General features: G+C 39.8%; 24 protein-coding genes and 1 tRNA gene. 15 read left to right on the top strand and 10 right to left on the bottom strand.

Going from position 1 to position 26,823, the window contains the following annotated elements:
- Nucleotide 1: 1 nt before the first annotated feature.
- The 5 genes from B2906_RS11385 (at nt 2) to leuB (ending at nt 6,321) form a co-directional block, all read left to right on the top strand.
- Entirely contained in the window at nt 2-1,510 is a 1,509-nt protein-coding gene (locus tag B2906_RS11385; RefSeq protein WP_286939738.1) for a 2-isopropylmalate synthase, read from the top strand.
- Nucleotides 1,511-1,512: 2 nt separating this feature from the next.
- The gene (gene leuC, locus B2906_RS11380; protein WP_286939736.1) at nt 1,513-2,919 is read left to right on the top strand and encodes a 3-isopropylmalate dehydratase large subunit; all 1,407 of its coding nucleotides are present in this window, start codon (nt 1,513-1,515) and stop codon (nt 2,917-2,919) included.
- A gap of 110 nt (nt 2,920-3,029) precedes the next feature.
- On the top strand, nt 3,030-3,620 hold the full coding sequence (gene leuD / locus B2906_RS11375; protein WP_286939734.1) for a 3-isopropylmalate dehydratase small subunit: 591 nt from the start codon (nt 3,030-3,032) through the stop codon (nt 3,618-3,620).
- A gap of 33 nt (nt 3,621-3,653) precedes the next feature.
- A complete protein-coding gene (locus tag B2906_RS11370; RefSeq protein ID WP_422652861.1) occupies nt 3,654-5,279 on the top strand; it encodes an alpha-isopropylmalate synthase regulatory domain-containing protein in 1,626 nt (541 codons plus the stop codon).
- Nucleotides 5,248-6,321, top strand: coding sequence for a 3-isopropylmalate dehydrogenase (leuB, locus tag B2906_RS11365; protein WP_286939733.1), 1,074 nt, complete (start codon nt 5,248-5,250; stop codon nt 6,319-6,321). The genes B2906_RS11370 and leuB overlap by 32 nt, the downstream gene beginning before the upstream one ends.
- Nucleotides 6,322-6,357: 36 nt before the next feature.
- On the opposite strand, the gene B2906_RS11360 is transcribed toward leuB, so the two are convergent.
- The 5 genes from B2906_RS11360 to B2906_RS11340 are packed head-to-tail and all read right to left on the bottom strand — an operon-like array spanning nt 6,358 to nt 14,078.
- On the bottom strand, nt 6,358-7,902 hold the full coding sequence (locus B2906_RS11360) for a hypothetical protein (RefSeq protein ID WP_286939731.1): 1,545 nt from the start codon (nt 7,900-7,902) through the stop codon (nt 6,358-6,360).
- Nucleotides 7,899-9,818 (bottom strand): glycosyltransferase family 2 protein, encoded by a 1,920-nt coding sequence (locus B2906_RS11355; RefSeq protein WP_286939730.1) that lies wholly within the window; start codon nt 9,816-9,818, stop codon nt 7,899-7,901. The genes B2906_RS11360 and B2906_RS11355 overlap by 4 nt, the downstream gene beginning before the upstream one ends.
- A complete protein-coding gene (locus B2906_RS11350) occupies nt 9,815-10,657 on the bottom strand; it encodes a hypothetical protein (protein WP_286939729.1) in 843 nt (280 codons plus the stop codon). Before B2906_RS11350 ends, B2906_RS11355 begins: the two co-directional genes overlap by 4 nt.
- On the bottom strand, nt 10,647-12,710 hold the full coding sequence (locus B2906_RS11345; protein WP_286939728.1) for a cellulose biosynthesis cyclic di-GMP-binding regulatory protein BcsB: 2,064 nt from the start codon (nt 12,708-12,710) through the stop codon (nt 10,647-10,649). Before B2906_RS11345 ends, B2906_RS11350 begins: the two co-directional genes overlap by 11 nt.
- A 12-nt stretch (nt 12,711-12,722) precedes the next feature.
- A complete protein-coding gene (locus tag B2906_RS11340) occupies nt 12,723-14,078 on the bottom strand; it encodes a sensor histidine kinase (protein ID WP_286939726.1) in 1,356 nt (451 codons plus the stop codon).
- Between the two features lie 130 nt (nt 14,079-14,208).
- Between B2906_RS11340 and B2906_RS11335 the strand changes: the two genes are divergently transcribed.
- Complete coding sequence (locus tag B2906_RS11335) at nt 14,209-15,219, top strand: glycoside hydrolase family 5 protein (protein WP_287060674.1); 1,011 nt, start codon at nt 14,209-14,211, stop codon at nt 15,217-15,219.
- Nucleotides 15,220-15,232: 13 nt separating this feature from the next.
- Here the strand turns inward: B2906_RS11335 and B2906_RS11330 are convergent, their stop codons facing one another.
- Nucleotides 15,233-15,814 carry a hypothetical protein gene (locus B2906_RS11330; RefSeq protein ID WP_219957910.1) on the bottom strand — a complete coding sequence of 194 codons (582 nt, stop codon included), beginning with the start codon at nt 15,812-15,814 and terminating at the stop codon, nt 15,233-15,235.
- A gap of 82 nt (nt 15,815-15,896) precedes the next feature.
- On the opposite strand from B2906_RS11330, the gene B2906_RS11325 reads away from it, so the two are divergent.
- The 7 genes from B2906_RS11325 to B2906_RS11295 all read left to right on the top strand — a co-directional run bounded on the left by B2906_RS11325 (nt 15,897) and on the right by B2906_RS11295 (nt 22,778).
- On the top strand, nt 15,897-16,682 hold the full coding sequence (locus B2906_RS11325; protein WP_219957911.1) for a tRNA pseudouridine(38-40) synthase TruA: 786 nt from the start codon (nt 15,897-15,899) through the stop codon (nt 16,680-16,682).
- Between the two features lie 103 nt (nt 16,683-16,785).
- A complete protein-coding gene (gene rimO / locus B2906_RS11320; RefSeq protein WP_286939725.1) occupies nt 16,786-18,099 on the top strand; it encodes a 30S ribosomal protein S12 methylthiotransferase RimO in 1,314 nt (437 codons plus the stop codon).
- A gap of 77 nt (nt 18,100-18,176) precedes the next feature.
- The gene (locus tag B2906_RS11315) at nt 18,177-19,229 is read left to right on the top strand and encodes a toxin-antitoxin system YwqK family antitoxin (RefSeq protein WP_286939724.1); all 1,053 of its coding nucleotides are present in this window, start codon (nt 18,177-18,179) and stop codon (nt 19,227-19,229) included.
- Nucleotides 19,230-19,340: 111 nt separating this feature from the next.
- Complete coding sequence (locus tag B2906_RS11310) at nt 19,341-20,210, top strand: glycerophosphodiester phosphodiesterase (RefSeq protein WP_286939722.1); 870 nt, start codon at nt 19,341-19,343, stop codon at nt 20,208-20,210.
- A gap of 51 nt (nt 20,211-20,261) precedes the next feature.
- Entirely contained in the window at nt 20,262-21,425 is a 1,164-nt protein-coding gene (locus B2906_RS11305; RefSeq protein WP_286939720.1) for a hypothetical protein, read from the top strand.
- Nucleotides 21,400-21,594: a hypothetical protein gene (locus tag B2906_RS11300; protein WP_286939718.1), complete on the top strand. Its 195-nt coding sequence runs from the start codon at nt 21,400-21,402 to the stop codon at nt 21,592-21,594. Before B2906_RS11305 ends, B2906_RS11300 begins: the two co-directional genes overlap by 26 nt.
- A gap of 188 nt (nt 21,595-21,782) precedes the next feature.
- On the top strand, nt 21,783-22,778 hold the full coding sequence (locus tag B2906_RS11295; RefSeq protein ID WP_219957919.1) for an adenosine kinase: 996 nt from the start codon (nt 21,783-21,785) through the stop codon (nt 22,776-22,778).
- A 43-nt stretch (nt 22,779-22,821) separates the two neighbouring features.
- Here B2906_RS11295 and B2906_RS11290 read toward each other — a convergent pair whose 3' ends face one another.
- On the bottom strand, nt 22,822-22,968 hold the full coding sequence (locus tag B2906_RS11290) for a hypothetical protein (protein ID WP_219957920.1): 147 nt from the start codon (nt 22,966-22,968) through the stop codon (nt 22,822-22,824).
- A gap of 59 nt (nt 22,969-23,027) precedes the next feature.
- Nucleotides 23,028-23,759 (bottom strand): nitroreductase family protein, encoded by a 732-nt coding sequence (locus B2906_RS11285; protein ID WP_219957921.1) that lies wholly within the window; start codon nt 23,757-23,759, stop codon nt 23,028-23,030.
- Nucleotides 23,760-23,850: 91 nt separating this feature from the next.
- On the opposite strand from B2906_RS11285, the gene B2906_RS11280 reads away from it, so the two are divergent.
- Both B2906_RS11280 and B2906_RS11275 read left to right on the top strand, forming a co-directional pair.
- Nucleotides 23,851-25,338, top strand: a complete 1,488-nt coding sequence (locus B2906_RS11280) for a DUF5687 family protein (RefSeq protein WP_219957922.1) — start codon at nt 23,851-23,853, stop codon at nt 25,336-25,338.
- The gene (locus B2906_RS11275; RefSeq protein WP_219957923.1) at nt 25,335-26,030 is read left to right on the top strand and encodes an ABC transporter ATP-binding protein; all 696 of its coding nucleotides are present in this window, start codon (nt 25,335-25,337) and stop codon (nt 26,028-26,030) included. The genes B2906_RS11280 and B2906_RS11275 overlap by 4 nt, the downstream gene beginning before the upstream one ends.
- A 252-nt stretch (nt 26,031-26,282) precedes the next feature.
- Here B2906_RS11275 and B2906_RS11270 read toward each other — a convergent pair.
- Nucleotides 26,283-26,366 (bottom strand) — tRNA-Leu (locus B2906_RS11270).
- A 156-nt stretch (nt 26,367-26,522) separates the two neighbouring features.
- Nucleotides 26,523-26,822, bottom strand: a complete 300-nt coding sequence (locus B2906_RS11265; RefSeq protein WP_144607315.1) for a putative quinol monooxygenase — start codon at nt 26,820-26,822, stop codon at nt 26,523-26,525.
- Between the last annotated feature and the right edge of the window lies 1 nt (nt 26,823).

Raw genomic sequence — 26,823 nt, 5'->3', positions numbered from 1 at the left:
CATGAGTGACAAGCTGTGGATATTCGATACGACCCTGAGAGATGGGGAGCAAGTGCCGGGATGTCAGTTAAACACCCGGGAGAAAATTGTGGTGGCAAAAGCTCTAGAAGAACTGGGGGTGGATATCATAGAAGCTGGATTTCCTATTTCCAGCCCAGGTGATTTCAATTCGGTTCAGGAAATTTCAAAAGCTGTTTCAAATCCAATCATTTGTGCCCTTTCCAGAGCCGTAGAAAAGGATATTGAAGTGGCAGCGGCTGCACTTAAATATGCGAAAAAAGGACGTATTCATACTGGAATAGGGGTTTCTCCTTATCATATTCAGTACAAGTTGAGAACTACTCCAGATGAAATCATCCGGAGAGGTGTGGCAGCGGTCAAATTTGCCAGACAATTTGTAGAGGATGTGGAGTTTTATGCAGAAGACGCAGGAAGGTCAGAGCCGGATTTCCTTTGTAAAATCATAGAAGAAGTAATCAAAGCAGGTGCTAGGGTGGTCAATATTCCAGATACCACTGGATATTGTCTTCCTGAGCAGTATGGTGCGATCATCGCCAATCTGAAAAATAATGTTCCCAATATCGATAAGGCGATTATTGCTACCCATTGTCACAATGACTTAGGGATGGCTACTGCAAATACAGTGGCAGGAGTGCAACATGGGGCCCGTCAGGTAGAAGTGACTATTAATGGTATTGGAGAACGAGCAGGGAATACCTCCATGGAGGAAGTGGTCATGGCGATTAAATGTCATCAATCAATCCCTGTTCACACAGATATAGTTACTCCTTTGATTTACAAGACTAGTCGATTGGTTTCTAAGCTAATGAACATGCCTGTTCAGCCAAATAAAGCAATCGTAGGAAGGAATGCTTTTGCACACTCTTCTGGAATCCACCAAGATGGAGTTTTGAAGCATAGAGAAAATTATGAAATCATTGACCCTAAAGAAGTTGGGGTTGAGGAATCTTCAATCGTTCTCACTGCTAGATCTGGAAGGGCGGCACTTAAGCACCATTTGGATGCATTGGGTGTTGAATTAGAGGGAGAAGAACTTCGTGAGGTATATGAGGCTTTCCTTTTGTTGGCTGACTCTAAAAGAGATATAGGTCGCAAAGACCTTTTGGAGCTTGTTGGCAAATATATGGATGAGTCCAATTTTATAGAATTGGAAAAAGTGACATATGCTTCTAATGATTCTATCCAGGCAGAAGTAAGCTTGAAAATTGGAAACGATTCTCACCAAGCTTCATCTTCTGGTGTGGGTCCTGTGGACGCGGTTCTCAAATCAATCGAAAAAATTGTCAAACCTCAGGTGGACTTGGAAGAATTTCTGATTCAGGCGATAACCCATGGTTCTGATGATGTGGCTAAAGTTCATATGAGATTGATTAAATCAGAAAAACCCTACTACGGTTTCGCCTCTCACGAGGATATAGTCCTTGCCTCAGCACAGGCATTTGTAGATGCATTAAATAAAATACCAGTCAAAGAATACGTGACTGCCTAATTATGGAAAAGACAACATTATTTGACAAAATCTGGGATGCCCACGTGGTAAAATCCGTTCCGGCGGGACCGGATGTGTTCTTCATTGATAAGCATTTTATCCATGAAGTTACCTCTCCTGTAGCCTTCCTCAATTTGGAAAAAAGGGGCATTGGAGTAAAGTACCCCCATAGAACGATCGCAACTCCGGACCACAACGTTCCCACAGTTGATCAAGATCAGACTATCAAGGATAAATTATCCAGAATGCAGGTCGAAAAACTTCGGCATAACTGCGCTAAATATGGAATTGAACTCCATGACTTAGGCTCGGCTCACCATGGGATTGTCCATGTCATAGGACCTGAATTGGGTGTGACCCAGCCTGGAATGACCATCGTTTGTGGTGACTCCCATACTTCTACGCATGGAGCTTTTGGAGCGATTGCCTTTGGAATCGGTACTTCTGAAGTGGAGATGGTTTTGGCTACCCAATGTATCATGCAGTCCAAGCCTAAAAAGATGCGGATTTCCGTGGAAGGAGAACTTGGCAATGGAGTCACTTCAAAGGATATTATCCTTTACATCATATCTAAGATATCCGCTGCTGGAGCGACTGGATACTTTGTGGAATACGCAGGGTCGGCTATTCGCAGCCTATCGATGGAAGCCCGAATGACCATTTGCAATATGTCTATAGAAATGGGAGCTCGTGGTGGATTGATTGCTCCAGATGAGACGACTTTCGAATTTTTGAAAGGGAAACAATACGCTCCAAGGGGCGAGGAATGGGATCAGGCTGTAGCTCATTGGAAAACACTCAAGACAGACGAGGGAGCTGTTTTTGACAAGGAGCTCACCTTTGATGCGGCAGATATAGAACCAATGATTACTTATGGTACCAACCCTGGTATGGGCATCAAAGTCAAAGATTCCATCCCAACCACAGAAGGTATGGAAGGATCCAACAAGAAGTCCTACCTGAAGTCATTGGATTACATGGGATTTCAGCCCGGAGAACCAATCAAAGGTAAGCAAGTGGACTATGTTTTCGTAGGCTCTTGTACCAATGGTCGAATTGAAGATATCCGTGCGGTAGCACAATTTGTCAAAGGCAGAAAGAAAGCTGATAACATTACCGCTTGGATAGTACCAGGATCCCGAGAAGTGGAAAAATTAGCCCATGAAGAAGGCTTGGTGAAAATTCTGGAAGAAGCAGGGTTTGAGTTGAGACAGCCTGGTTGCTCAGCTTGCCTGGCAATGAATGATGATAAGATACCTTCCGGAAAGTATGCAGTTTCTACTTCCAATAGAAACTTCGAAGGACGTCAAGGACCTGGTGCAAGGACAATGCTCGCATCTCCTCTTACAGTAGCGGCTGTAGCTGTTACCGGACGAATCACTGATCCTAGGGAGGTTTTCGATAATTAATTTAGAGTTATTAGTTATTGGTTAGTAGTTATTAGTGTCTGAATTCAATATGTCGACATCACTGTAACCCACCAATAACAAATAACCATTTTCTAATCAACTAATAAAAAATGGCTTACGATAAATTTACCATATTGACCAGCACAACAGTTCCATTGCCTACTGAAAATGTAGATACAGATCAGATTATTCCTGCACGCTTTCTGAAGGCTACTGAAAGAGAGGGCTTTGGTGACAACCTATTTCGTGACTGGAGATATGATGTAGAGGGAAATCCCAAAAAGGATTTTGTACTGAATGACCCAACTTATACCGGGAAAATTTTGGTTGCAGGCAAGAACTTCGGATCAGGATCCAGTAGAGAGCATGCTGTTTGGGCGCTGTATGATTATGGCTTCCGATGCGTAGTCTCCAGTTTTTTTGCAGATATCTTCAAAAATAACTGCTTAAATATCGGAGTACTTCCTGTGACGGTATCTCCTGAATTTGCTGATAAGTTGCTCTCTGCAATAGAGGAAAATCCGAATACTCAGATTGAAGTTAATCTGCCTAAGCAAAAAATCACTTTGCTTTCAACTGGAGATTCTGAGTCTTTTGATATCAATGAATATAAAAAGGCTAACATGCAAAACGGTTTCGATGATATCGATTACCTCTTAAACATGTCCTCAGAAATCGATGCTTTTGCAGCATCCAGATAATTAATGTCACTTATGGGGGAGGATAAAAATCATATGATCAATCAACCCTCCAAGGGTTCTAAACCCTTGGAGGGTTTGACCCAGCGACGTATAGAGATTATGGACACAACCTTGAGGGATGGAGAGCAGACCTCAGGGGTTTCCTTTTTGCCTTCTGAAAAATTGCAGATTGCCAAACTTTTACTGGATGAACTCAAAGTAGACCGAATTGAAGTTGCTTCTGCCCGGGTTTCAGAGGGAGAGCTTGAAGGTGTTCAGAAAATTACTCAGTGGGCTTCTCAAAAGGGTTATTTGGAAAGAGTGGAGGTTTTGGGTTTTGTCGACACCCCTGCTTCTGTCAATTGGCTTTTGGAAGCAGGAGCCAAGGTGATGAATTTGCTGACCAAAGGATCCCTGAACCACCTGACCCATCAACTCAAGAAAACACAGGAAGAGCACTTTGAGGATATTCGAAAATCCATACAGCATGCTAGAGAAAACCAAATAAACGTAAATGTATATTTGGAAGATTGGTCTAATGGAATGCGAAATTCTCAAGAGTATACTTTGAGTTTGATCGAGTTTTTGACCAAACAACCTGTCCAAAGAATTATGCTTCCTGACACCTTGGGCTTGCTTTCCCCGGAAGAGGTAAAGGAGTATTTTCAGTTGATCATTCCTAAGTTTCCTGATGCCCATTTTGATTTTCATGCTCACAATGACTATGATTTGTCAGTGGCTAATGTGATGGAAGCGGTTTTACATGGAGTTTCGGGAATTCATACTACCATCAATGGCTTGGGAGAGCGTGCAGGAAACGCTCCTCTGGAATCTGTCATTGCTGTGATCAAGGATTTTACAGAACTGGAAATCGGAGTTCAAGAGCAGAAGATATTCAGGGTATCCAAGTTGGTAGAGCAATTTTCAGGGCAACATATTCCTGCGAATAAACCTGTGGTAGGGGAGAATGTCTTTACTCAGACTGCAGGGATTCATGCAGACGGAGATAATAAGAAGAATCTTTATTTCAATGATCTGATGCCGGAGCGATTCGGTCGTCAAAGGAAGTATGCGCTTGGAAAAACCTCTGGCAAAGCGAATATTCTCAAAAATCTGGAAGAGTTGGGGATTTCTTTGGAAAAAGAAGAGCTAGCCAGAGTTACTCAAAGAATTATAGAACTGGGAGATAAAAAAGAGCGGGTAACTACCGAGGATTTACCGTACATTATTTCGGATGTTCTTCAGAATAATTCCATTTCAAAAAATATCAGCATTGAAGGGTACCACATGACCCATTCCAAAGGTTTGAAACCTACCGTTCAGTTGCGTATGAGGATTCATGAGAAAACTTATGATGCTTCTGCAACGGGAGATGGGCAATATGACTCCTTTATGCGAGCCTTACGAAAAATTTATAAGTCAATGGGACGTGAGCTTCCCAAGTTGACAGACTATCATGTTTCCATTCCACCTGGAGGTAAAACAGATGCTTTTGTAGAGACTGTAATTACCTGGGAATACGGAAAGATATTCAAAACCAAAGGTCTGGATCCAGATCAAACAGTGGCGGCCATGATGGCTACCGAAAAAATGCTTAATATCATAGAATCAATTAATTACAATCCAAAACAAGAAGAATCCACCTATTATGGAAATGAATATCGCGCTGCTGCCGGGTGACGGCATTGGTCCTGAGGTTGTAGCACAGGCTGTCAAAGTTGTTAAAGCTGTCGGTCAGAAATTCGGGCACAAAATCACTTTTAAAGAAGGCCTGGTAGGAGCATGTGCTATTGATGCAACAGGTGATCCTTATCCGGATGCTACCCATGAAATTTGCGCTGCATCTGATGCTGTCCTTTTTGGTGCCATAGGTGATCCCAAATATGATAATGATCCCAAAGCTAAAGTTCGTCCTGAACAAGGGTTGTTAAGAATGCGTCAAAAGCTGGGATTATTTGCCAATGTGCGTCCTACATTTACTTTTCCATCCTTGGTTCATAAATCACCCTTGAAGTTGGATCGAGTGGAGGGAGTAGATTTCGTCTTTTTCAGAGAGTTGACCGGAGGGGTTTATTTCGGAGAGCCTAGGGGAAGGAATGAGCAGGGAACCAAAGCCTTTGATACCAATGTGTATAGCAAGGAGGAGATTGTGAGATTGGCGAGAATGGGCTTTGAAGCTGCGCAAAAAAGAAGAAAATTATTGACCTGCGTGGATAAGGCCAATGTAATGGCTACTTCCAGACTTTGGAGAGAAACGGTGCAGGAATTGGCAAATGAGTACCCTGATGTGAAGGTGGAATATGAGTTTGTAGATGCGGTAGCTATGCGTCTGATTCAATGGCCAAAGGCTTATGATGTTCTGATTACTGAAAATTTATTCGGAGATATTTTGACAGATGAGGCTTCTGTGATTTCAGGCTCCATGGGTTTGATGCCGTCTGCTTCTCTAGGTTCTAATGTGAAGCTTTTCGAACCTATCCATGGTTCTTATCCGCAAGCTGCTGGAAAGGATATTGCCAATCCTTTGGCTACCGTACTTTCTGCTGCGATGATGTTTGACTATGCTTTTGATCTAAAAGAGGAAGCTGAGGCAATTACTGGGGTAGTCAATTTATCCCTGGCTGAAGGAGTGGTCACAGAGGATATCGCTGAAGGAGGTAAGTCTTATAAAACCTCCGAGGTAGGTGATTGGCTGGCCTCCAAGGTTATAAAAGCGTATTAATTGAAAAATGCCAGGGTTTAAAATTCCTGGCATTTTTTATTTGATTAATTGTATTACTTGCCGGTACTCATCTTCGTAAATCACCTTTTTAGGCAGCTCAATTTTCAAACTGTCCAACCTTTTTAGGGAAGTGGCCACTATATCATTCAAGTGCAAAGGATGATCTTTTTTTGTCACCAGGATCAAATCCGCATAGGCCTCAGGCTGCTGCAAAGCATGCATGTAATAAGGGCTGAAATGCCCTTCCCAAGTAAAGCTTTTATCCAAAGTAGAGAGCTCAGGGTAGAAAATAGCGTCATCAGCCAAGATATGTGCACTATTTTGATTTTGTAATGCCAAGCTTGCTTTTTCAATGGACTTTAAATTGGGGTCCTCTTTAGGGTCAAAAATACTTGCTGCAAAATGTCTTTCTTGTTGAACTATGCTATTTTCAAAGTAGCCAAACTCCAGCAAGACCGCTAAAACAGGCAAAGCCAATGTCAATACTTTAAGAATTAAAGACCTTGATTTCAATCCATTTTGGGAATAAAAAAAGGCAGCCATAGCAGAGGCTGTAATCAGGGATAGGTTGTTTAAATCCAGATATAGCATCTTGTTATCTGCCGCTTCGGAAATTGCGAAAAGGATGACTAGAATAAGAATAAAGCTTTTTGCTGCTTGTTTTTTACTATCCAGAATTTGGTAAATAGCTGTAACAGATAATAGAAGAATTAAGCCCAAAAATCTTGAATTGATCTGGGCCAAATTAGGCCAAAGGTCTTCATTTATTGAGATTAAAGGGAAGAGAACAGAATATGAATTCCAGCTATCTCCTGTGCTTCTTTCAAAGAAAAAATAACTGCCACTGAATACCTTGTTGATCATCAAAAAAATCAGGTAGCTCATTAAAGGGATAAATGCAACAATCAGAACAGAGGAGAAAAAGCCGGTAAAGAACTTTCTCCGCTGAGAATTATTGCTGAAAATCACGGAAGCCCTCGTATAAAAGTTGCCCCTGATTCCCTTGGCTTTGAAAAAGCTGACAAAGAATAGAACTGGCACTAACAACAAAATCAATTTCATGTATTCCATGTCCATCAATACAAAAAGTCCCATGGTCAAACTCATGAGAGTAAGATGGAAAACTGAATGTGATTCGGTGTATTTAAAGGTCACATAGAATAATAAGTAATACAGGACAAGATAAACTGCCAAGCTTGTTCCAGAAGTGCCGGCAAAAAGAATGACAGGACTGAATAAAATGTACAGGAAGAAAAATTTTGAAGGATATTTCCCTTTCCAACTCTTGAAGAAAAGATGATTAGTCAGGCCTCCAATGAGTAAAGCATTTAAGAAAAAGCTTCCAGGAATGGATGAAATGAAATTGAAGGGAACACTGCTTAAGAAGAAAACGGCAGGACTTGTGAAGTAAAATGTTCGCAAGAATCCTTCAGGAAAGCGAACAAGAATATCAGCTCTATAATCCACAAAATAGGATTCAAGCGTGTAAAAACCTCTGGATGCCAGCCATTGGGAAAGCACCAAATACCCTATGCTGAAAATCAGCCATCCTAGCCAATATGAAATTTTACGCTTTTTCATATAGAACTAGGTTTACTGCTTTTGGTGAGTCCATGATTGGTCTTCTCCCAGTAAAATGGCTTGGTAATGAGCTGAATTAACCCCTTGTATGCGGAAATACTGTGCATGAGCCAGTATAATGGATTGATTAAAGCATAAAGAATCAGCGTATAGGACCGGCGTCTAAAGACTGCCATCATATTGACATAGATCATCATCAAATTCCCCACAGAGAAGTTGAAGATGGCTATGATTACCAACCAGTCCGGGAAGAATAATTGAATAGATTCCAAGATATTTTGACTGACAGAGTAATCCGTCCAAAAGAAGAGATAATCTAAAAGCCCTGTATTCAAGATCAACATAAAGATTAGAAACAGCAGGAGAATGGGATAAACTAAAAATGTGAAAAAGGTCCCGCCTATAAAGAATTGAAATCCAAAAAAACCCTTGACTCCTACTTTTTGAAGTAGCTTGATTGGGTTTCTCATATGCACGAGATAGGTTTGCATATAGCCTTTAATCCACCGAGATCTCTGCCTGATCCAGTTGAAAAAGTCATTATTTGCCTCCTCTAAAGTGGTAGAGTCCAAAACAGTCACTTTATAGCTTTTGGCATAAGCTCTCAGTCCGAGGTCAGCATCTTCGGTTACGTTGAACCCGTCCCATCCACCTAGCTCCATCAATTTGTCGAACTTGAAGTGGTTGCTGGTGCCTCCAAGCGGGATTGGGACATCTAGATTATCCAGGCCGGGAAGCATATAGTCAAACCAATAGGAGTATTCTAAGGTGAAAAGCCTTGTCAGCAAATTTTCCTTTTTATTAAAATAATTCAGGGCACATTGGATCACGACATAGTCATCCGGTATTTTCTTAAATAGACTGGTAACTAGTTTGAGTTGATTGTTATCCGGGATATCCTCAGCATCATAAATAGTCAGGTATTTCCCTTTACTAAAGTATAGGCCATAATTACAGGCTTTGGGCTTAGTTTTAGGCTGGGCTGGCGGGATAATGAGCGGTTCGAAAATACATGGAAAATTCATGTCTTTTACCGCATTGTAGGTCATCGCATCATCAGCCTCTATCAATAGTTTGACATCCAGCTTTTCGAGTGGATAATCAAGGTTTCTTAGATTCCAAACCAATTTATGGATCACCTCAGATTCTTTGAAAACAGGTAATAAGATTGTATAAATCGGCAATTCATCATCATTTACTTTATCCAATTCCGCCTTGCTCACTTTCCTGGAGGTTTCCATTCTGGAACCGTATAGCGTGAGAAGAAATTTGAAACTTATTGAAAGAAATAAAAGCGCATTGAGGATGAGATTGAAGGTAATAGCTACCCCAACCGGGAAAAAATAAAATAATGAAGCACCCAAGATTAGGATAGCCCCAATGAAGATCAGCTGCTTTTTTGTAAATGTTTCAATGGCGCAACTTTCTCTGTCACTATCGTAAATCCTAAATATGGCTTTATCCAGATAGTCTAAGCCATAGGTAATGTGCAAGGCTTTTAGGACATCCAAGTCCTCTGCAACATGGAATTTATCAACTTTTTGGCCCAGCAATTCTTCCACATTGTTGATATTGATACTGTCAGAAGGATCTGATAATACCACCTCTAGATAATCATCAGTTTGCTTTAAAGGGAATACAAGACAGTCTAAGAACCGGTGAAGTTGCGTTTTGACCACCTCTTGATTGGAGATTGCTTCAAGAGATTCAAAATTGAACTGATAAAGTTCAACGCCTTCTTCTATCAAGGCTTTTTTCCAAGCTCTCCTGCTTAAGTAACCATAGTTGAGTGCAATCTTTAAAAAGCTTTTTTGAAGAGACTTTTCCAGAAATTCAATTCTTTCAATCTGGTCGGCCCGCAGATTTCCTTTTTCTTGAAAGAGTGATTTTCTGTAATATTCTTTCGTATGCATCATTTGGAATCAATTCTAATGACCGAGAAGACCTGAAAACCTCTCCCTATACCTGAATTTCTATTTAAAATATCATGGAATAAACCTCCATAAAGCGAGAATTTCGGAGTGAATTCATAACCTAAATTTGCTGCCGCTTTGAGCATGCTGAAATCTGCTACCAGCTGAAGGTTATTTTCGAAGAACTCACTGTCATCGCTAAAGGAGAAAATCCCGTCTAACTCACCCATTAAGACAAAACCCTTGCCCAAGCGGATGCCCTGTGAGGAATAAAGCCTAATTTGAGCTGGGTCACTAGGAAAGAAATAGCGAAAACCGGCTTCGATTTTATGAAAATTGTTGTACTCCCCGAGCCAAGGTGCGGTTCCACTCAGTATCAACCTTCCTTCCATTCCAAATTGGTCATAGCCAGCAAAAGGAAGTTGGTTGTTTTGATAGGCCGGAATGAAACCTGTTACAGAGCCCATCAAATAATGGTTTTTAAGCTCTTTCAGATGAAATCTCAATCCCAATTCTAAATCACCTAGGTCAGTATTTTGTTGCTTTCGCTGTGAATCTTCGTAAGTATTGAAGAACAATGGGATGGAGCCGAAAATATTTACTTTGTAACCACCTAGTGGAAGGCTAAAATAAATTCGTGGATTATAGTTCTGGAATTGCCCATTATTTTCGAAAGGAATTTTTGTCCCATTTCTGTCTCTATAGGCATCAGCCCTGTAATTACTCAAATAAGGAGAAATCAAGGCTTGACCCCTGTCTTGTTGCCAGGGGTTTTGAGCCAAAGTTTCTGTCGCAAAAAGGGCGAAGAGAATAATGAAAAAATAGTTTCTTTTAGCGCGCATCCTCAATATTCTTTTTGGAAGACTCTGATTTTTTGAAAATATAAGAGAGCAATACAATGATAAAGGCAATTACAACCACGATTATGAAAAGTCTATAGGTTTCCCAGAATGAAAGGAATCTATTTTGACTATCCATTTCTTCATCCAGAACTGTTTTGAATCTTAGATCAAAGAAGAAATAACGCTTTGGATTGGATATTAGAACATTCCCTGAATTTGTCAGAAACTGATCCTGCACTCCATTAAGAGCCATTTCCATAGCTTCTGTATTTCTAGCCTGGTTGCTGACCATCATAAACTTGCTTCCATTATGGTTAAAGAGCTGAATGAAAGCCAAATCATCCCCATAACTCACGTTGAAAAAGCGTTTGACTTCATCTGATTTGTAGGAAATACTATCCTTGTAAAATCTGATGTACTGATCTTCCTTGAAAATGTCATTATAATTTTCAGGGGAAGCAGTTAAAAGCACTTTATTAGTGTTACCATCTGCTACCTGATTGGCTGTGCTGACAGCATTGATTTTAGGGAAATAGAAGCCCGATTGGCCCGAATAACGGGTATTGATCAATTGAATAAGCTTTGAAATGCTGGGGATTTCTTGAGGACTTACTGCATAATCATACCAAATTTCAATTGGCGACCCTTCAAAGTTTTTCGGGAATGAGGCAAAAGTCAAAGGAGTGTTTCTATAGAATACAGGGCTTAAAAAGGACTCCAAAGGATCTATTTGAGCATAGAATTCTGAAGCATTAGTGTTGCAGATACCTCCCGCAGGGACGTAAATATATTCAATCCCCAAATAGCTTCCCGTAGCGAATGTAACTCGATTAGGGCTTACCTGAACCTGTAATATACCCGATTCATTCATTCTGTAAGTTCCGATAAGGTCATTGTTGATGTAGATATTGGCAAAACCACTTTCAGAAGCTGATACGGGTTTATGGTTGATCTTGAGTTGCAATTGCAAAGACCTGAGAGTTGCTTTGGACAGATAAGAAGGAAGGGTTAGGTTTTTTCTGATTTTCCCCATTTCGGTCATCATCTCAGTGTCCATCCCCAATTCCTCTAGATTGTAGGTGTTTTTGAGAGTGTAATTATATTGAAGAGTTTTTTCAACTGACTTATTTACTTTTACATGATCCGTAAGTGCGGAGGAAGTTAAATCGCTATTGAATAAAAACTGAATAGCTTTTTCAATGGAGCTGACATCCGGACCAGTTAAAAGCATACTCGAAGTGAAGAAAGGCGTTGCAGTTAAGCTATCAGTTTGTGAGGTGTAATGCATCTTAATTTCACCCTGGCCAGCTGTGTTTCCAAAGGATTTTTCTTCAGAGAAAGCTTTTTGGATTTCTGTTCCGCTGCCTATTACTAGCGCTCTGTGGATTAATTTAACATTGCTTTTATCCAAATATTCTACCGGAAGATTGACTCCAATTCGCTCTCTGAAGAAATAATGGAGGTAGGATGCGACCTCAAGTTGATTTGCTAGACTTTCTTTTGGGATAAGAATTCGCTCCACTTCTGGTAAAAACTCTTCAATAGTCCATGTCGGAAGTTCTTTAGGGTAGCTGATGAAATTTTCTAAAAGGAATGATTCTGGAGTGATTTCCAACCAGATTCCGGTTTCATCATAATCTCTGCAATCTTCATCTCTCAGGAAGAGATTCGATTTCACTTCCAATTTCACAAAGCCTGAAGCCATATCAGATCTTTTTAAAGGCAAATCCACCCGAATGGTATCAGAATACTGCCCGATAAATGTTGAAAGAATAGGTCTGTCCCCAACCAAAAAGGTGATTGTACTTTGTTTTTTCTCGATCAGCTGAGAAGGGATGATTTCCAGATGGACATAGCTGTTTTCATAGTCTCTTCTAGGTTTGTGTTTGAAGTAAAAAACAGTACCTGCCCTTGGACCATAAATTACAGACTGCTCTGGGTAACCAAAATCCGAAAATGGAGATTCATTGGTTTGTCCGTTCGTAAAATTTGAAATTCCAAGAATTAGGAAAAGAAGAAAAACAGAAGTGGCTTTGGTAGAGATTCTGGCCATTAATTTAATTGGTTAAGAAACAGGCTGTGATGATTTAGGGAATTCTAATTTGAAGGTGACACCTTCGGTCATACTAGTGGTGTATTTAAAATAGCCTCCCATTTTTTCTGTCAGGTTTTTGGCTATTTGCAAGCCTAAGCCTTGTGGGGGAGCGAAACTGGATTGAATTTCAAATTCATCCAATGGCTTGAAGATCTGATTTAATACACTTGCAGGGATTTTTGCGGAAGGAGCAAGGATTTCAATCCTCACTCGGGAATCCAAATCTTTGGTCAAAAGGATTACCTTATGGTTTGTTTTAGACCAGTCGATGAGATAATTGAGTATTTTTTCGATCAGGTTCACAAAAACATAAGGATCTGCAAGAATGGATGAATCAGTATTTTCAGTTGAAAAATCTAATTCCACACCTCCTGCTTCCAATCTTGGTTTGAGTAAACTTTTTACTTTTTTGAAACTGGTTTTTAGATTGGTGTTTTGAATAGCCAAACGAAGGTGGATGTCCGAATTTTCCTCGTCATTGCCAAAAATATTATCTACATCAGTTAATAAGTCCGTACTTACTTCTTTTAAAAGTTGAAGGTAATTCTGTTCTTCCTCTTCCAATGCGGTACCACTTTCATCAATGAGTTTGGACAAGCCTAGGATATTGGTGATTTTATTTTTGATGTCGTGACGGAGAATTTGATCTTTTTCGCGGTCTATTTTTAACAATTGTTCAATCTCAACCAATTTCAATTGAACCTCATTGACTTTCTTATTGAGCTTTCCAATGGCTTCATCTTTTTTTAAATCTCTTTCCAGATTAAGTGTATAATTCCTTTTTCTGGCATCAGGAATAAATGCAGTTAAGACTAGAAGTGAAAAAAAGGCATATCCCCCTAGATTTAAGTTGGTTTCTAGGTTGACAAAATCAGCCTGCAATTCGAAGATTATAAACATGATCAAAATGCTGACCACCAATCCAAAAGCAAATCGTGAATTCCAGAATACCAGGTAATTAGAGGAGCCTATGACCAATGTTAAAATGGTAAAATAGAGGGTAACCACAAATCCTGAATGGAGATGAATGATATTAAAGCAGTAGGAAGAAAATAAAAGTAAGTATCCGAAAATCAACCAATCAGGAGATTTGATCTGGGGTTTGATGATATTGTAGGATAAAAAACCCAATAAAATCAAAATCACTTTAAAGATAAATGTGACTTGCCAAGTAGTTTTGAGGACAAAAAACTCGAGGATAAAAAAGCCAATTAAAAGGCTGATAATTCCCCAATAAATATACTCTGCTGCGTCCCAGGTTTTTTTGCTATATGCTTTTTCAAGATCTCCTGACTGAAAAGCTGAGGTCTGTGAAATTAAATTCATTAAGTGCTCGTTATTCTAAAAGTTAATGCTGATTAAGATAAAAAGATTAATTGGTTTATCATGGAGTTATCTCATTTTCCCAAATAATTCCCTTATTGCTTTCCAGTCAAACATCTATTAATTACATACTTTGATCAAATTATTATATCTAATTCTGTTGACTTTCCTTGGCCAATTGACTCAATCCCAAACAATAGGAGATAAGATTAATCTATCAGGTATGGAAAGGTCGTGGGATTCTCCGAGATTTAAAAGTGCTGAACTAATTCGGGAAATAAAAAATATTCAGAAGAGAGGTTACACACATATCAGGCTTCCTGTTGCTCTCTCTTACCATCTTCAGTCTAATCCCAGATTTTTATCTGAGCTTGAGTCCCTTATCCAATTTACAGAAAAAGAAAAGCTCCAAATTATACTTTGCAATTTCGATTCGGAATTGAATGGAAACAATTGGCAATCGCATAGTAGCGTGATTAAATCTAATTGGCTGAGCGTGCTAAAAAAAATAAGTTTTGACACAAAATATCTGGCTATAGAATTAGTAAATGAGCCCTTAGTAAATCCGGATACTTGGGAAAATATTTTGATGGAACTGCTTCCTGAAATCAGAGAAGTTAAGCCAGATATCCCTATCATCATCGGAGCGACCAATTATAATAGCTTGTACGAATTGAGTAGAATGAGACCTTTAACAGGTTTTGGAAACATTATCTACACTTTTCATTTTTATGAGCCATTTATTTTTACGCATCAGGGTACACAATGGACGGGAAATCAAAATGCGACAAAAGGAATTCCATATCCTTTTGAAGAAGGAAAAATGCCTTCATTGAATCCTAAGGCAAAAGGTACAGCCGGGGAAATCAACTTGAGGGATTATTATCAAACAGGAAATATGCTCGCCGTTGAAGATAAAATCAGACAAATTTCGGATTGGGCTCTACGGAATCAAGTTGCTCTCTGGTGTACAGAATATGGCGTCAGTAAAAATGCTGATCCTGAATCAAGAAAAAGATACCTGGAAGATGTCAGTGCCACTCTTGATAAATATCGAATCCCGGGATTTATATGGGAATGGGAAGGTAATTTTGGAATCAAGTCCCTCATCCACCATTCGAAAAGCACTGAAGGTAATAAGTGAGTTTCAACTCACTTTAGTCGCGCTTTGGATTAATCATGATATGAGCACGATGGGTGCCGGGGTCCATGATCCATGGAAGTCCGGGGCCGGCTGGTTTTAAGGGGAGACCGGTACTTTCAGCAGTTGCCCAAGGGATGTAGACCACAGAACGTACGTAGGAATTTTTCACCTCGCCATTTGTCCAGTTTATATCAGATTCATCCGCGGTTAAGGCATGCAGCACACTTCCCTGGTCGGGGAGTTTTAATTTCTTGGCTTTGGCTTCTGCCTCTCTGATATCAAAGATTTCCTGAGCGGATTTGCCTTCCTCTCGTAATTTCCAACCTCTTGCCATAAATGCTTGGGCACTTTTGTGATAGCATGCTACACTCAGCCCTTCCCGGCTGGGATCATCTGCCAAGCAGACCGTTTCATTGTTTCCTTGTCGCAGCAATACAATTTTTCCATCGGCATATCCATATACAGTGGCATTAGCTCTTTGATCTTCCGGAGCGGCCAATACTGCCATTTTTATTTGTATATCCTTGGAAGGTTGAGATTGAGAAAAGGCAGAAAAAGCTGCTAAAATCATAAAAAGACTCAAAAATGCTTTCATAGTCAGTAATTTTGGGTTTACCTTCAATTTACACAAACCTTTAGCTCTTTCAAACCTTGCAAAGGTTTAATAATCAGAAGTTTTGCAGACCAGACCTTTTACTTACCTATTTTCCTTATCCTATTATGGTGCCCGATTCAAAGGATGGGCTATTCAAAAAGGACAACCTACCGTTCAAGGGAAACTAGAGCGGGTTTTTAGATTTGTTTTGGGAAATGACGACTTTACTATCCTTGGAGGAAGTAGAACAGATTCGGGGGTGAGTTGCAGGCATGGTTACTTCCAACTTTTTTCTAAAGAAGCTGTAGATTGGACTATTTATCTCGCAAGTCTGAATGAAAATCTAGCAGGAGAGATTCAGTTGTTAGAAGTGAGGGAAGTAAACAGAGACTTTAATTTAATCGAGCAAATCGAAGCCAAAACATATCGCTACTATTTTTCGACAGGGCCCACTCATTCATTTGCATCAGCATACATGGCTACCCTTTTTGGAGAGTCGGATATAAAGAAAATGAAAGACGCGGCTTCTCTTTTTCAAGGAGAACATGATTTTAGGGCATTTTGTACGCCTTCAGTGAATAAATCCAATTATCGAAGGGAAGTGATTTCCTGTAGAATTTCCGATGCTAATGATTTTCAAGGCGAATTTTTTCCAAAAAACCAGTGGATGATGGAAATCAAAGGAAAAGGATTTTTACATCATCAGGTTAGGAAAATCATGCGGGCTATTTGGTATGTGGGCTCAGGAGAGTGGAAAAGGGAGGATATTACTCAAAGATTGGAAAATCCGACTCAGGATTGGGAAAAAATACCTGCAGCACCTGCCCATGGCTTGATATTGTGGGAAACTATCCTAAAAACTGATTAAAAATTGCATACAAAAATCAGAAACAGTTCTCATTCAATTTCTTGTTTCTGAAACCTTTCCGCATCAAAAATCATTACCTTTGCATCCCAAATCGAGGAACAAAGTGAAAGCGAGAACATTAAAGAAAGACAAAGTCAATATCATCACCATGGGTTGCTCCAAAAACCTGGTGGATTCCGAAGTGCTTTTAACCCAGTTGAAAGGAAATGGAATCAATGCCAGCCACGAGTCCAGCTCAGATGATAATAATATCATTATCATTAATACCTGTGGATTTATAGACAATGCCAAGCAAGAATCTATAGATACCATTCTTCAATACGTGGATGCCAAAGAACAGGGCTTGGTGGATAAGGTATATGTGACCGGCTGTCTTTCTCAGCGTTACAAAGACGATTTGGAAAAGGAGATTCCTCAAGTCGATGCATTTTTTGGAACACGGGATTTGCCTGCCATTTTGAAGAAATTCAAAGCAGATTACAAGCATGAATTGGTTGGGGAGCGCCTACTAACTCACTCGGCACATTATGCATATATGAAAATTTCCGAGGGTTGTGACCGCCCTTGTTCTTTTTGTGCGATTCCTCTGATGAGAGGTGGACACGTTTCCAGACCTATAGAAGAATTGGTGAAAGAAGCTCAGCACAAGGCTGCCCAAGGAACCAAGGAGTTGTTGTTGATTGCTCAGGATTCGACCTATTACGGATTGGACTTGTATAAAAAGCGAAATCTGGCCGAACTCTTAAGACAGCTTTCGGACGTGGAAGGAATCGATTGGATTCGTCTGCATTATGCATACCCAACCGGCTTTCCGATGGATGTGATTGAAGTGATGAAGGAGCGATCCAATATTTGTAATTACTTGGATATTCCTTTGCAGCATGGTTCTACAGATGTATTGAAAGCCATGCGACGTGGAACTACCCGAGAAAAGCAAGAGGAATTGATCTATAAAATTCGCGAAATGATTCCTGAAATAGCCATCCGTACTACCCTAATAGCTGGGCATCCTGGCGAAGGTGAAAAAGAATTTCAAGAGATGGTGGACTTTGTGGAGCGAATGAAATTTGAGCGATTGGGAGTATTTACCTATTCCCATGAAGAAAATACTCATGCTTTTGGTATGGAGGACAAACTTTCTCAGGAGGAAAAACAGGATAGAGCGAATCACTTGATGGAAGTACAGGAGCAAATTTCCTATGACTTGAATCAGGAGAAAGTTGGGAAGACCTTCAAGACCTTAATCGATAAAAAAGAAGGAGGTTACTTTGTAGGCCGAACAGAATTTGACTCTGTGGAGGTAGATAATGAAGTACTAATAGACGCTTCCAAGCATTATTGTAGAGTAGGTGACTTTGTCAATGCCAAAGTAATTGAGGCAACGGAGTTTGATTTGTATGCGGATGTAATTGATTGAAATTCAGACTGTGATTAAAATTGGAGGTTTATTTTGAAAGTGCTATTTTTAATAGTCTTTTAAAGTAACCTAAAATTATGTTTTCATTTATTACTACAATTTTTTTTCTTTTTTATACTCCAGATTCAACAGAGGTAAACTATTTCTATTTTGGGAATACTAATTTGCTGGGAGTAGGCGAGATAGTTAACGACAAAAAGGAGGGGCTCTGGAAAGTGTATATTTCAGATGACCCTATCGATTTTCCCCAGCCAAGTTTGTTACAAGCAGACCAAGAGGTTTTCGAGGATAAATTTTCTCAAGAAAGAATATTGTTTCAGATTCATTTCAAATCAGATCTTCCTAATGGCTTTTTTCAAGAAAATTATCCTTCAGGAGAGATAAAATATCTCACCTTTTTTAAGGAGGGCAAACCGCATGGTGATTTCCGGGAATTCTACAAAAATGGCATAATGAAAGCTCATGGTGCTTTTTCGGAAGGAAAGATAGATGGTGCTTGGGAGGAATTTAATGAAATTGGGAAATTGGTTGTTCAAGGAAATTTTAAAAATGGCATACAAGTGGGTGAATGGGTAGAGCAATTAGATTATATGCCTGGATTTTACAGAAAAGGCAGATATCTGTTGGGATTTAAAGAAGGAGAATGGGTCCTTACTGATGAATCTGGTGAAATCTCTCAAATTGAAATTTTTGAAGATGGGAAATTAGTCTCTGTTGGGACGTTCAAAGTAGGAGACAAAGAATTAAAGGGTGGAAATTTAAAAAAGGGCTCTGGAATAAGAGTTTTCTATGATTTGGAGGGGTATATGGTGGCCAAGGGAAGATATTCCAAAGGAATTCCACAAGGAGACTGGTATTTTTATTTCCCGAAATCAGATAAGGTCTTGGCAGAGGGTAGGTTATTAGGTTCTAACCGAGTTGGTTTGTGGTATTTTTACAGTTTTGATGGAGAAATTATCGATCAGCAAGAATATTATTCAAATTCATTGTATTCCGGCCCCAATTCTCAAGGTTTAACAGTGCAAGATCAATGGAGTCCTAACTCTTCGCCAGATGCTCTACGCTCAGCACATCAAAGTATATTTAATTCCCAATTCAATATGAATGGCTCATTTTTAAGGGCGAATTAATTAATGGTAAGAGATAATCGGTTATGCTGTTTCTCCTGAAGCAGTATTTTTTTTGACAATTTCTTAAAATGGTTTTTCTATTCTTCTAGGAAAAAGACCTTATTTTTAAAGATGAAGAACTTATTCCTTTATCTAGTCGCATTTTTACCCATGTCTGTTTTTGCTCAATACTCTTATGATCTCCAAGGCCATAGAGGCGCGAGAGGACTGATGCCTGAAAACACCATCCCTGCGATGATCAAAGCTTTGGATTTGGGCGTGACCACACTGGAATTGGATTTGGCTATTACCAAGGATGGGCAAGTGATTCTTTCTCACGAACCTTTTATGAATCCGCTGATCTGTCTTGATTCAGGAGGAAATCAGATCGCATCGGGAGATCATTCTTTTAATATTTATCAGTTGACATATCAGGAGATCTTGGCTTATGACTGTGGTTCCGAATTTCACCCGGGCTATCCCCAGCAGGTCAAGTTTTTTGCTACCAAACCACTTTTAGAAGATGTCTTTAAAGTAGCAGAAAAGTATGCAAGCGATATGGGACTTCCTCAGCCTCGTTATAATATTGAAATCAAAAGTAGTCCCGATGGAGATGGAATCTATCATCCTGAAGTTCCAGAGTTTTCAGATAAGGTGGTAAAGCTGATCGCTGAAGAGTTGGGATGGGAAAGAGTCAATATCCAATCTTTTGATTTTAGAGTTCTACAATATATTCACGAAAACTACCCAGAGGTGCCTCTTGCAATGCTGGTAGAAAATGCTGCTACCTATCAAGAAGATTTGAAGGAGCTGGGATTTGCTCCCGATATTTTTTCTCCCCATTTCAGAAATTTGAACGCTGAGATTATTGCTTTTTTTCATCATAAAGGAATGAAGGTAATTCCTTGGACGGTTAATAACACCGAGGAAATGAATAAGCTTTTGGATTTAGGAGTCGATGGCATTATCACTGACTATCCTAATTTGGCTCCGAAACGTTAATTTTTGCCGTTTGCGGATCATGGGTTAATTTAGCCGATTAAAATTTTCTCCATGAAACTGATCGAAGTCACCACACCTGCCCATCAGAAAGAGTTTATCGAAATGGCGGTGCGGCTTTATAAGCATGAAAAAAACTGGATTCGTCCGCTTGATAAGGACATTGAAGGACTTTTTCACCCGGAAACCAATAAGCTTTTTAGAAATGGAGCCAAAGCTAAGCGTTGGTTGTTACAAGACGAAAAAGGTCAGACTATTGGGAGAATAGCAGCTTTTATTAATCCCAAAATGAAAGAAAAGCAACCCACTGGCGGAGTTGGTTTTTTCGAATGCATAGAAGATCAGAGTGCAGCTTTTTTGTTGTTTGATACAGCCAAAGAATGGCTTCAAAGCGAAGGGATGGAGGCGATGGATGGACCGATCAACTTTGGAGAGCGGGACAAATGGTGGGGATTGTTGGTCGATGGCTTTTCTGAGCCTAATTACAATATGCCGTGGAACTTCAACTATTATCGGAAGTTTTTCGAAGATTATGGATTTAAGCTTTATTTCAAGCAATTCACCTATATGCGGCCTGTTCAGAATGTGGGTTTTGATGAAAAAATGATCAAGCGAGCCAATCTGGTCATTGCAAACCCCGATTACAGCTTCCGATATATCAAGGGAAAGGAACTCCAAGAGAAAGCTCCTGAGTATTTTATGACGGTCTATAATAAAGCCTGGGCGCGTCACATGGGGAAGTCCATTGCATTGAAAGAGGCTCAGTTGATGTTTGGGAAAATGAAACCAATCATTGATCCAAGATTAATCTACTTTGCTTTTTACAAGGAAGAACCTGTTGGTTTCTTCATCCAAATTCCTGAAATCAATCAGATTTTCAAGCATGTGAATGGAAAAATGGACTTGCTTGGTAAACTGAAGTTTCTCTGGTATAAAACCTTTTCTCCGCCTAATAAAATGTTGGGTTTGGTCTTTGGAGTAGTGCCGGAGCATCAAGGCAAAGGTGTGGAAAGCGCGATGATTATCAGCTATGATAAAATGAGCGGAAAAGCTTCCTTCCCCTATAAAACCATAGAGATGAATTGGATAGGAGATTTTAATCCAAAAATGATGCGTGTTTGCGAGCAACTATTAGCAGACATATACAAAACACATCACACCTATAGATACTTGTTTGACAGAGAAAAGCCATTTGAGAGACACCCTATATTTGATTGAAAAAAAGTCCGATGCTGGATGTCTGATGACCGATGTCAGGCTGAGCGGAGTCGAAGCCTTTTCTACTTTGAAAAAAGATTTAAGAAATACGATTTACGAGGTTTACTTGAACCTCAATCCTGATTTTCAGCTTAAGCTTGAAAAGTATGATTATCGAATGTCAGGCTGAGCGCCTGCCTGATGGCTAGTCAGGGAGTCTAAGCCTTGTCTTCCTTGAAAATTCGGTTTACGAAGTACGAAAGACGAGGCTTGTGAGAACCTCAATCGTTATCTTTAGGACTTGAGGTTTTAATATCGAATAATGAATTAAACCAACATTATAACCTTTAAACATTACAACTTACCAACTAATTATAAATGAAAAAATACGATGTAACTGGCATTGGAAATGCCCTAGTAGATATTGAATTTAAAGTAACAGATCAGTTTTTTACAGATAATGGCGTAGAAAAAGGCTTAATGACTTTGGTGGATGAAGAGCGTCAAAATCACTTGATGAAAGTGATTAATCATGCAGAAGCAAAAAAACAAGCCGGAGGTTCCGCTGCCAATACAGTTGTGGCGGTTAGCCAATTTGGAGGAAAATCTTATTATAATTTTCGGGTAGCAGCTGATGAATTGGGGCTTTTTTATTTGAAGGATTTAATTGATTCCGGAGTAGAAATTGCTTTGTCAGAAGACAAATTGGAGGCTGGTGTGACCGGAAAATGCTTGGTGATGGTGACTGAGGATTCTGAGCGGACCATGAATACTTTTTTGGGAATTACTCAAAATTTCTCGACCCATGATATCAATGATTCTGCGATTCGGGAATCCAAATATCTCTTTATCGAAGGGTACCTGGTGACCTCCCCAAATGGAAAAGAAGCCATGATGCATGCCAAAAAGGTTGCGGAAGAAGCTGGTACCAAAGTGGCTTTGACCTTTTCTGACCCAGCTATGGTAAAGTATTTCAAAGATAATTTTGATGATGTAATCGGGCCAAGTGTTGATCTCCTTTTTGCCAATGAGGAAGAAGCCATGCTTTACACAGGTAAGGATAATCTGATGGAAGCAAGAGAGGAAATGAAAAAGGCAGCTAAGCATTTTGTCATCACGCAGGGTAAAAACGGTGCGATGATCTTTGATGGGGATACCTTTATCGATATCGAGCCTTACAAGACTACGGCAATTGATTCAAATGGTGCCGGGGATATGTTTGCCGGAGCCTTTTTGTATGGAATCACCAATGGACACAGCTACGCATCCAGCGGGAAATTAGCATCCATGGCGAGTTCTCAGATTGTGAGTCAGTTTGGCCCTAGATTGAAGTGGCATCAAGCCAAAGAGATTTTGGGAAGGTTGAATCCTTAAGCAAAATTGTTAGGCATAATAAGGAGCGAAGCAATCTTATTCACTAAAAGATTGCTTCGGCTTTTTCCTTACATGCCAATGCCATATTGAGTTGAGGATAGGATGTATAGGTCAGTCCCAGCGGAGTCGAGGACCTTTCGAATGCACTTAGTGCGACCCAAATGATAGCTTCAATATTTATCTCTGTCATCTCCAATTGAGCATTTTAAAAATGTTAAGCCTCTCGATGACCCTGAAAAGACTGGATTTTTACTTCTCCACTATCAACTCCGAACTAGGCACCCGAAATCTCGGGCCATAAATCCCTTCCGGAAGGCCTTTCCCACAACCTATAATCATACAAATTTCAGCTGCATCTGGAAGATCAAGTAGCTTTTTTACACGTTTGGAGTCAAAGCCCTCCATCGGACAGGTATCATATCCTGCAGCTTTCATCCCTAACATAAAAGTCATAGACGCCAAGGCAGCACTTTTATGAACGGATATCCGAACTTCAGTTTCTCCTACTTCCCGAACCATGGGTCTGCGCATTCCTACCCACCAGGCGATGAGTTTCTTGAGTAGGGACCAACCCGGATATTTCCCAAATAATTTAGGGATTAGGTTTTTGTAATAATTACCAGCCTGTTTTACTTTATTTTCAGATTGATTTTGTTGAGAATTTAGGATGAAATCATAGTTAGCTTTTGCTCTGGATTTCCAAAGATCTCTTCGTGTGATGATGACAACCAATTCCCTAGCAGTCGTAGCGGCTTTTTGGCGCATGCAAAGTTGGGCCAATGGATCTTTAAGAGGAGAAGATTCAGGAACTCTCACAAACTGATAAAGCTGAAGGTTTGAGCTGTTGGGAGAAAGGATAGCGGCTTCCAGGCAATGTCGGACTATGTCATGGTCAAATTCACTTTCCTGATCAAAAATCCTGACCGACCTTCTTGCTTCTACCGCCTCGAAAAATCTTAATTCCTGTAAAGTATTCTTCATTTGTCCGATTTCTCTATTTTTAAAAGACTGTTTTTTTCAGCTTTATTGATAATTTCAGGCAAGTTAAAATTTTAACCCTAACCATTTACCGATGTTTTTTGAATTGATTCGATTGCAATTTCTGAAAAGTGTGAGGTCGACCTCTTTTGCAAAGAGTGTTTTGACCAATATTTTTTTGGGATTCATTGTATTACTCCTTTTGCTTTATGTTCTAGGAGCAGGATTGCTGCTCAAAGTAATCATTGAAAAGTTGGCAGAGGGCCAAGATCCGCTTACAGTACTTAATAGCTACTTGATTTATTTTTTCCTCGGCGAGTTTATGTACCGGTATTTTATTCAGCAGTTGCCGGTTGTCGAGCTAGAGAGTCTGCTACATCTTCCCATAGGGAAATCCAAAATTATGCACATTCTTTTGCTCCGTTCTTTTATTTCTCCAATTAATGTCATTGCACTGTTGTTGTTTTTACCCTTTGGAGTTCAAGTAATCTTACCAGCCTCAGATGCAGTTGGGCTAATAGGCTGGATTGGTTCTATTGTATTGACCAGCTGGATTTTGCATTGGTTTATGCTATGGTTCAAGCAGCGTTTTGAAGATTCCACAATAGGATTACTCATCGTGGTAGCCGTGTTGTTTTTAGGTTCAGGCTCTAGCTATATGGGCTGGTTTAACTTGGGAGAGATCATGAAGCCTGTATTCGATTTATCCATATCAACTCCAATTCCGGTAATCGTATTGGCTATCCTTTTTGTAGCTAGCTACTGGCTTTGCTTTAAATATCATTTCAACAATGCTTATTTGGAGGATTTATCGTCAGAAGAAAATGTTCGCTTTACGGATCAATCCATTGGTTTCTTTTCCAGATTTGGATTGGCAGGCGAAATGGCTAACCTGGAGTGGAAACTGATCATTCGACATAAGAAAAGCCGGACATATCTAATGCTTTCCGGATTCTTTTTATTGTATGGATTGATTTTTTATACCAATCCAGTTTACGCGTCTGATGAGGGTATTTCCACAATATTCATTTTTGTAGGAGTATTCATCACCGGAATATTTATGATCCAGTATGGGCAGCTTTTCTTAAGTTGGAACTCCGGGAATTTTGATTTCTTCCTCAATAGAAGAGGAGGTGTGGAGGAGTTGATTCGCGGTAAATATTTGCTCTTTATTTCCGTTTCTGTAGTTTGCTTTCTAGCCTCTGTACCCTATGTGTATTTTGGATGGCAAATACTTGCCGTACACTTTGCTACCTTCCTTTTCAACGTGGGCATTTTGGTTCATGCCATTATTTATCTGGCATTATGGAAGCCTAAGCCTATGGATTTGAATAAAGGAGCCATGTTTAATTACGAAGGAGTAGGTGCAGCCCAGTGGTTGATGGTGATTCCAATGATGGTATTGCCTTATTTGATTTACTTACCCTTCTCCTTTTTAGTAAGTGATTATGCTGGCCTGATTGCTTTGTCAGTGTGTGGGATTTTGGGAATCATTTTCTTCAAACCCTTGGCAAAACTGAATGTGCAGCGTGTCATGCAAAATAAATACGAAATCTCATCTTCATTTAGACAGGAATTATGATCAGTGTCAAAAATCTTAAAAAACAGTACAAAGAAGCAGTAGTATTGGATGTAGAAACTTTAGATATCTCAACGTCTGAGTGTTTTGGTTTGGTAGGTAATAATGGTGCTGGTAAAACCACCCTTTTTAGAATTATGCTGGACCTGGTGAGGCCTACGGATGGAACTGTGATTATCAATGGACATCAGGTCAATCAGGATGAGGAGTGGAAGAAATTTACAGGAGCATATTTAGATGAACACATGCTTTTGGCATATCTCACGCCGGATGAATATTTTCAGACTTTGAGAAAGATTTACGGCATGTCAGAAGCTGACTTGGAAGTTCATTTGGGGAAATTCACTGAACTTTTCAATGATGAGATACGGGGGAAAAAGAAATATATCCGAGACCTTTCGAAGGGTAACCTGAAAAAGGTGGGAATTGCAGCTGCCTTAATGGGCAATCCTGAAGTGGTCTTTTTGGACGAACCTTTTGAAAATTTGGATCCAAGCTCCCAGATCAGATTAAAGAAGTTGATCTTGAAAGAAAAAGAAGATAGCCGAACCACTTTCTTGATTTCATCCCACGATTTGAATCATGTGACAGAGATTTGTGATCGGATTGTATTGTTGGAAAAAGGCAAAATCATCCGTGATCTTCAGGAGAAAGAAGCGATGATGAGTGAGTTGGAAGCTTATTTTACGGGCTAAAGCCCAACTACTATAAATTTTATTCTAGAGCCACCAGCTGAAGCTGGTGGTAATTTTCCCCATCCTCTTTGATTGTTGTTGAGGGTTGACACAAAAAAAGTAGGAGAATTACTCTAGCCTGTTCTAGATTATTTTTGAAGAATAAATAAAAATAAGAGCGGCGCTTTAGCCCTTTCATAAATATTTCCACAAGAGTTTACTGGCTTTAGCCAAAAAAACAAAAAAAAGCCCGCATTTCTGCGAGCTTCTTTGTACCCAGGGCCGGAGTCGAACCGGCACGAGTGTAACCTCATTGGTGTTTGAGACCAACGCGTCTACCAATTCCGCCACCTGGGCATGGTGCTTCTAAGCGGAAATTTTGTTCCCAAGTGTATTTTGAAATCATTTCTGTTTTCAATTCCGGCGGACAGGTCCGCCACTTGGACATTTCAATTTCTCCGTCCCTTGCTGAACGGGATGCAAATATGAGTACAAATTTTTTTTCCTACAACCCTATTCAGGCACTTCCTGTAATTTTTTTGAGCTAAATGCTACAGGCTTGTCAGAAAAGAGGCTTTTTGTAAAAGCCCAGACTGATTTAAATAACTCAGAATCACGGTATTGATTTAAGGCGGATTCACTCTCCCAGTGCGAATAGGTCATGAAAATATTTTTTTTATTTTCATCGCGCCATAGTTCCAAATGCCTGCAACCGGGAAAATTTCGAATACTTTTTTTATGACTTTCAAAATTTTCCAAAAAGGCCTCAACCTTGTCCTCCTGAAAAGTCATCCTTACCACTCGAATCAGCATA

It is taken from the genome of Algoriphagus sp. UBA3586 (assembly GCF_002376385.1).
Taxonomy (GTDB): Bacteria; Bacteroidota; Bacteroidia; order Cytophagales; family Cyclobacteriaceae; genus Algoriphagus; species Algoriphagus ornithinivorans.
Note: the sequence above shows the minus strand (reverse complement) of the source record. Positions and strands in the feature narration are given on the sequence as shown.

Coding starts and splice junctions, on each gene's coding strand:
- B2906_RS11385 (WP_286939738.1), top strand. CDS start 2: ATGAGTGACAAGCTGTGGATATTCGATACGACCCTGAGAGATGGGGAG.
- leuC (WP_286939736.1), top strand. CDS start 1,513: ATGGAAAAGACAACATTATTTGACAAAATCTGGGATGCCCACGTGGTA.
- leuD (WP_286939734.1), top strand. CDS start 3,030: ATGGCTTACGATAAATTTACCATATTGACCAGCACAACAGTTCCATTG.
- B2906_RS11370 (WP_422652861.1), top strand. CDS start 3,654: ATGATCAATCAACCCTCCAAGGGTTCTAAACCCTTGGAGGGTTTGACC.
- leuB (WP_286939733.1), top strand. CDS start 5,248: ATGGAAATGAATATCGCGCTGCTGCCGGGTGACGGCATTGGTCCTGAG.
- B2906_RS11360 (WP_286939731.1), bottom strand. CDS start 7,902: ATGAAAAAGCGTAAAATTTCATATTGGCTAGGATGGCTGATTTTCAGC.
- B2906_RS11355 (WP_286939730.1), bottom strand. CDS start 9,818: ATGATGCATACGAAAGAATATTACAGAAAATCACTCTTTCAAGAAAAA.
- B2906_RS11350 (WP_286939729.1), bottom strand. CDS start 10,657: ATGCGCGCTAAAAGAAACTATTTTTTCATTATTCTCTTCGCCCTTTTT.
- B2906_RS11345 (WP_286939728.1), bottom strand. CDS start 12,710: ATGGCCAGAATCTCTACCAAAGCCACTTCTGTTTTTCTTCTTTTCCTA.
- B2906_RS11340 (WP_286939726.1), bottom strand. CDS start 14,078: ATGAATTTAATTTCACAGACCTCAGCTTTTCAGTCAGGAGATCTTGAA.
- B2906_RS11330 (WP_219957910.1), bottom strand. CDS start 15,814: ATGAAAGCATTTTTGAGTCTTTTTATGATTTTAGCAGCTTTTTCTGCC.
- B2906_RS11315 (WP_286939724.1), top strand. CDS start 18,177: ATGTTTTCATTTATTACTACAATTTTTTTTCTTTTTTATACTCCAGAT.
- B2906_RS11310 (WP_286939722.1), top strand. CDS start 19,341: ATGAAGAACTTATTCCTTTATCTAGTCGCATTTTTACCCATGTCTGTT.
- B2906_RS11305 (WP_286939720.1), top strand. CDS start 20,262: ATGAAACTGATCGAAGTCACCACACCTGCCCATCAGAAAGAGTTTATC.
- B2906_RS11295 (WP_219957919.1), top strand. CDS start 21,783: ATGAAAAAATACGATGTAACTGGCATTGGAAATGCCCTAGTAGATATT.
- B2906_RS11290 (WP_219957920.1), bottom strand. CDS start 22,968: ATGACAGAGATAAATATTGAAGCTATCATTTGGGTCGCACTAAGTGCA.
- B2906_RS11285 (WP_219957921.1), bottom strand. CDS start 23,759: ATGAAGAATACTTTACAGGAATTAAGATTTTTCGAGGCGGTAGAAGCA.
- B2906_RS11280 (WP_219957922.1), top strand. CDS start 23,851: ATGTTTTTTGAATTGATTCGATTGCAATTTCTGAAAAGTGTGAGGTCG.
- B2906_RS11275 (WP_219957923.1), top strand. CDS start 25,335: ATGATCAGTGTCAAAAATCTTAAAAAACAGTACAAAGAAGCAGTAGTA.
- B2906_RS11265 (WP_144607315.1), bottom strand. CDS start 26,822: ATGCTGATTCGAGTGGTAAGGATGACTTTTCAGGAGGACAAGGTTGAG.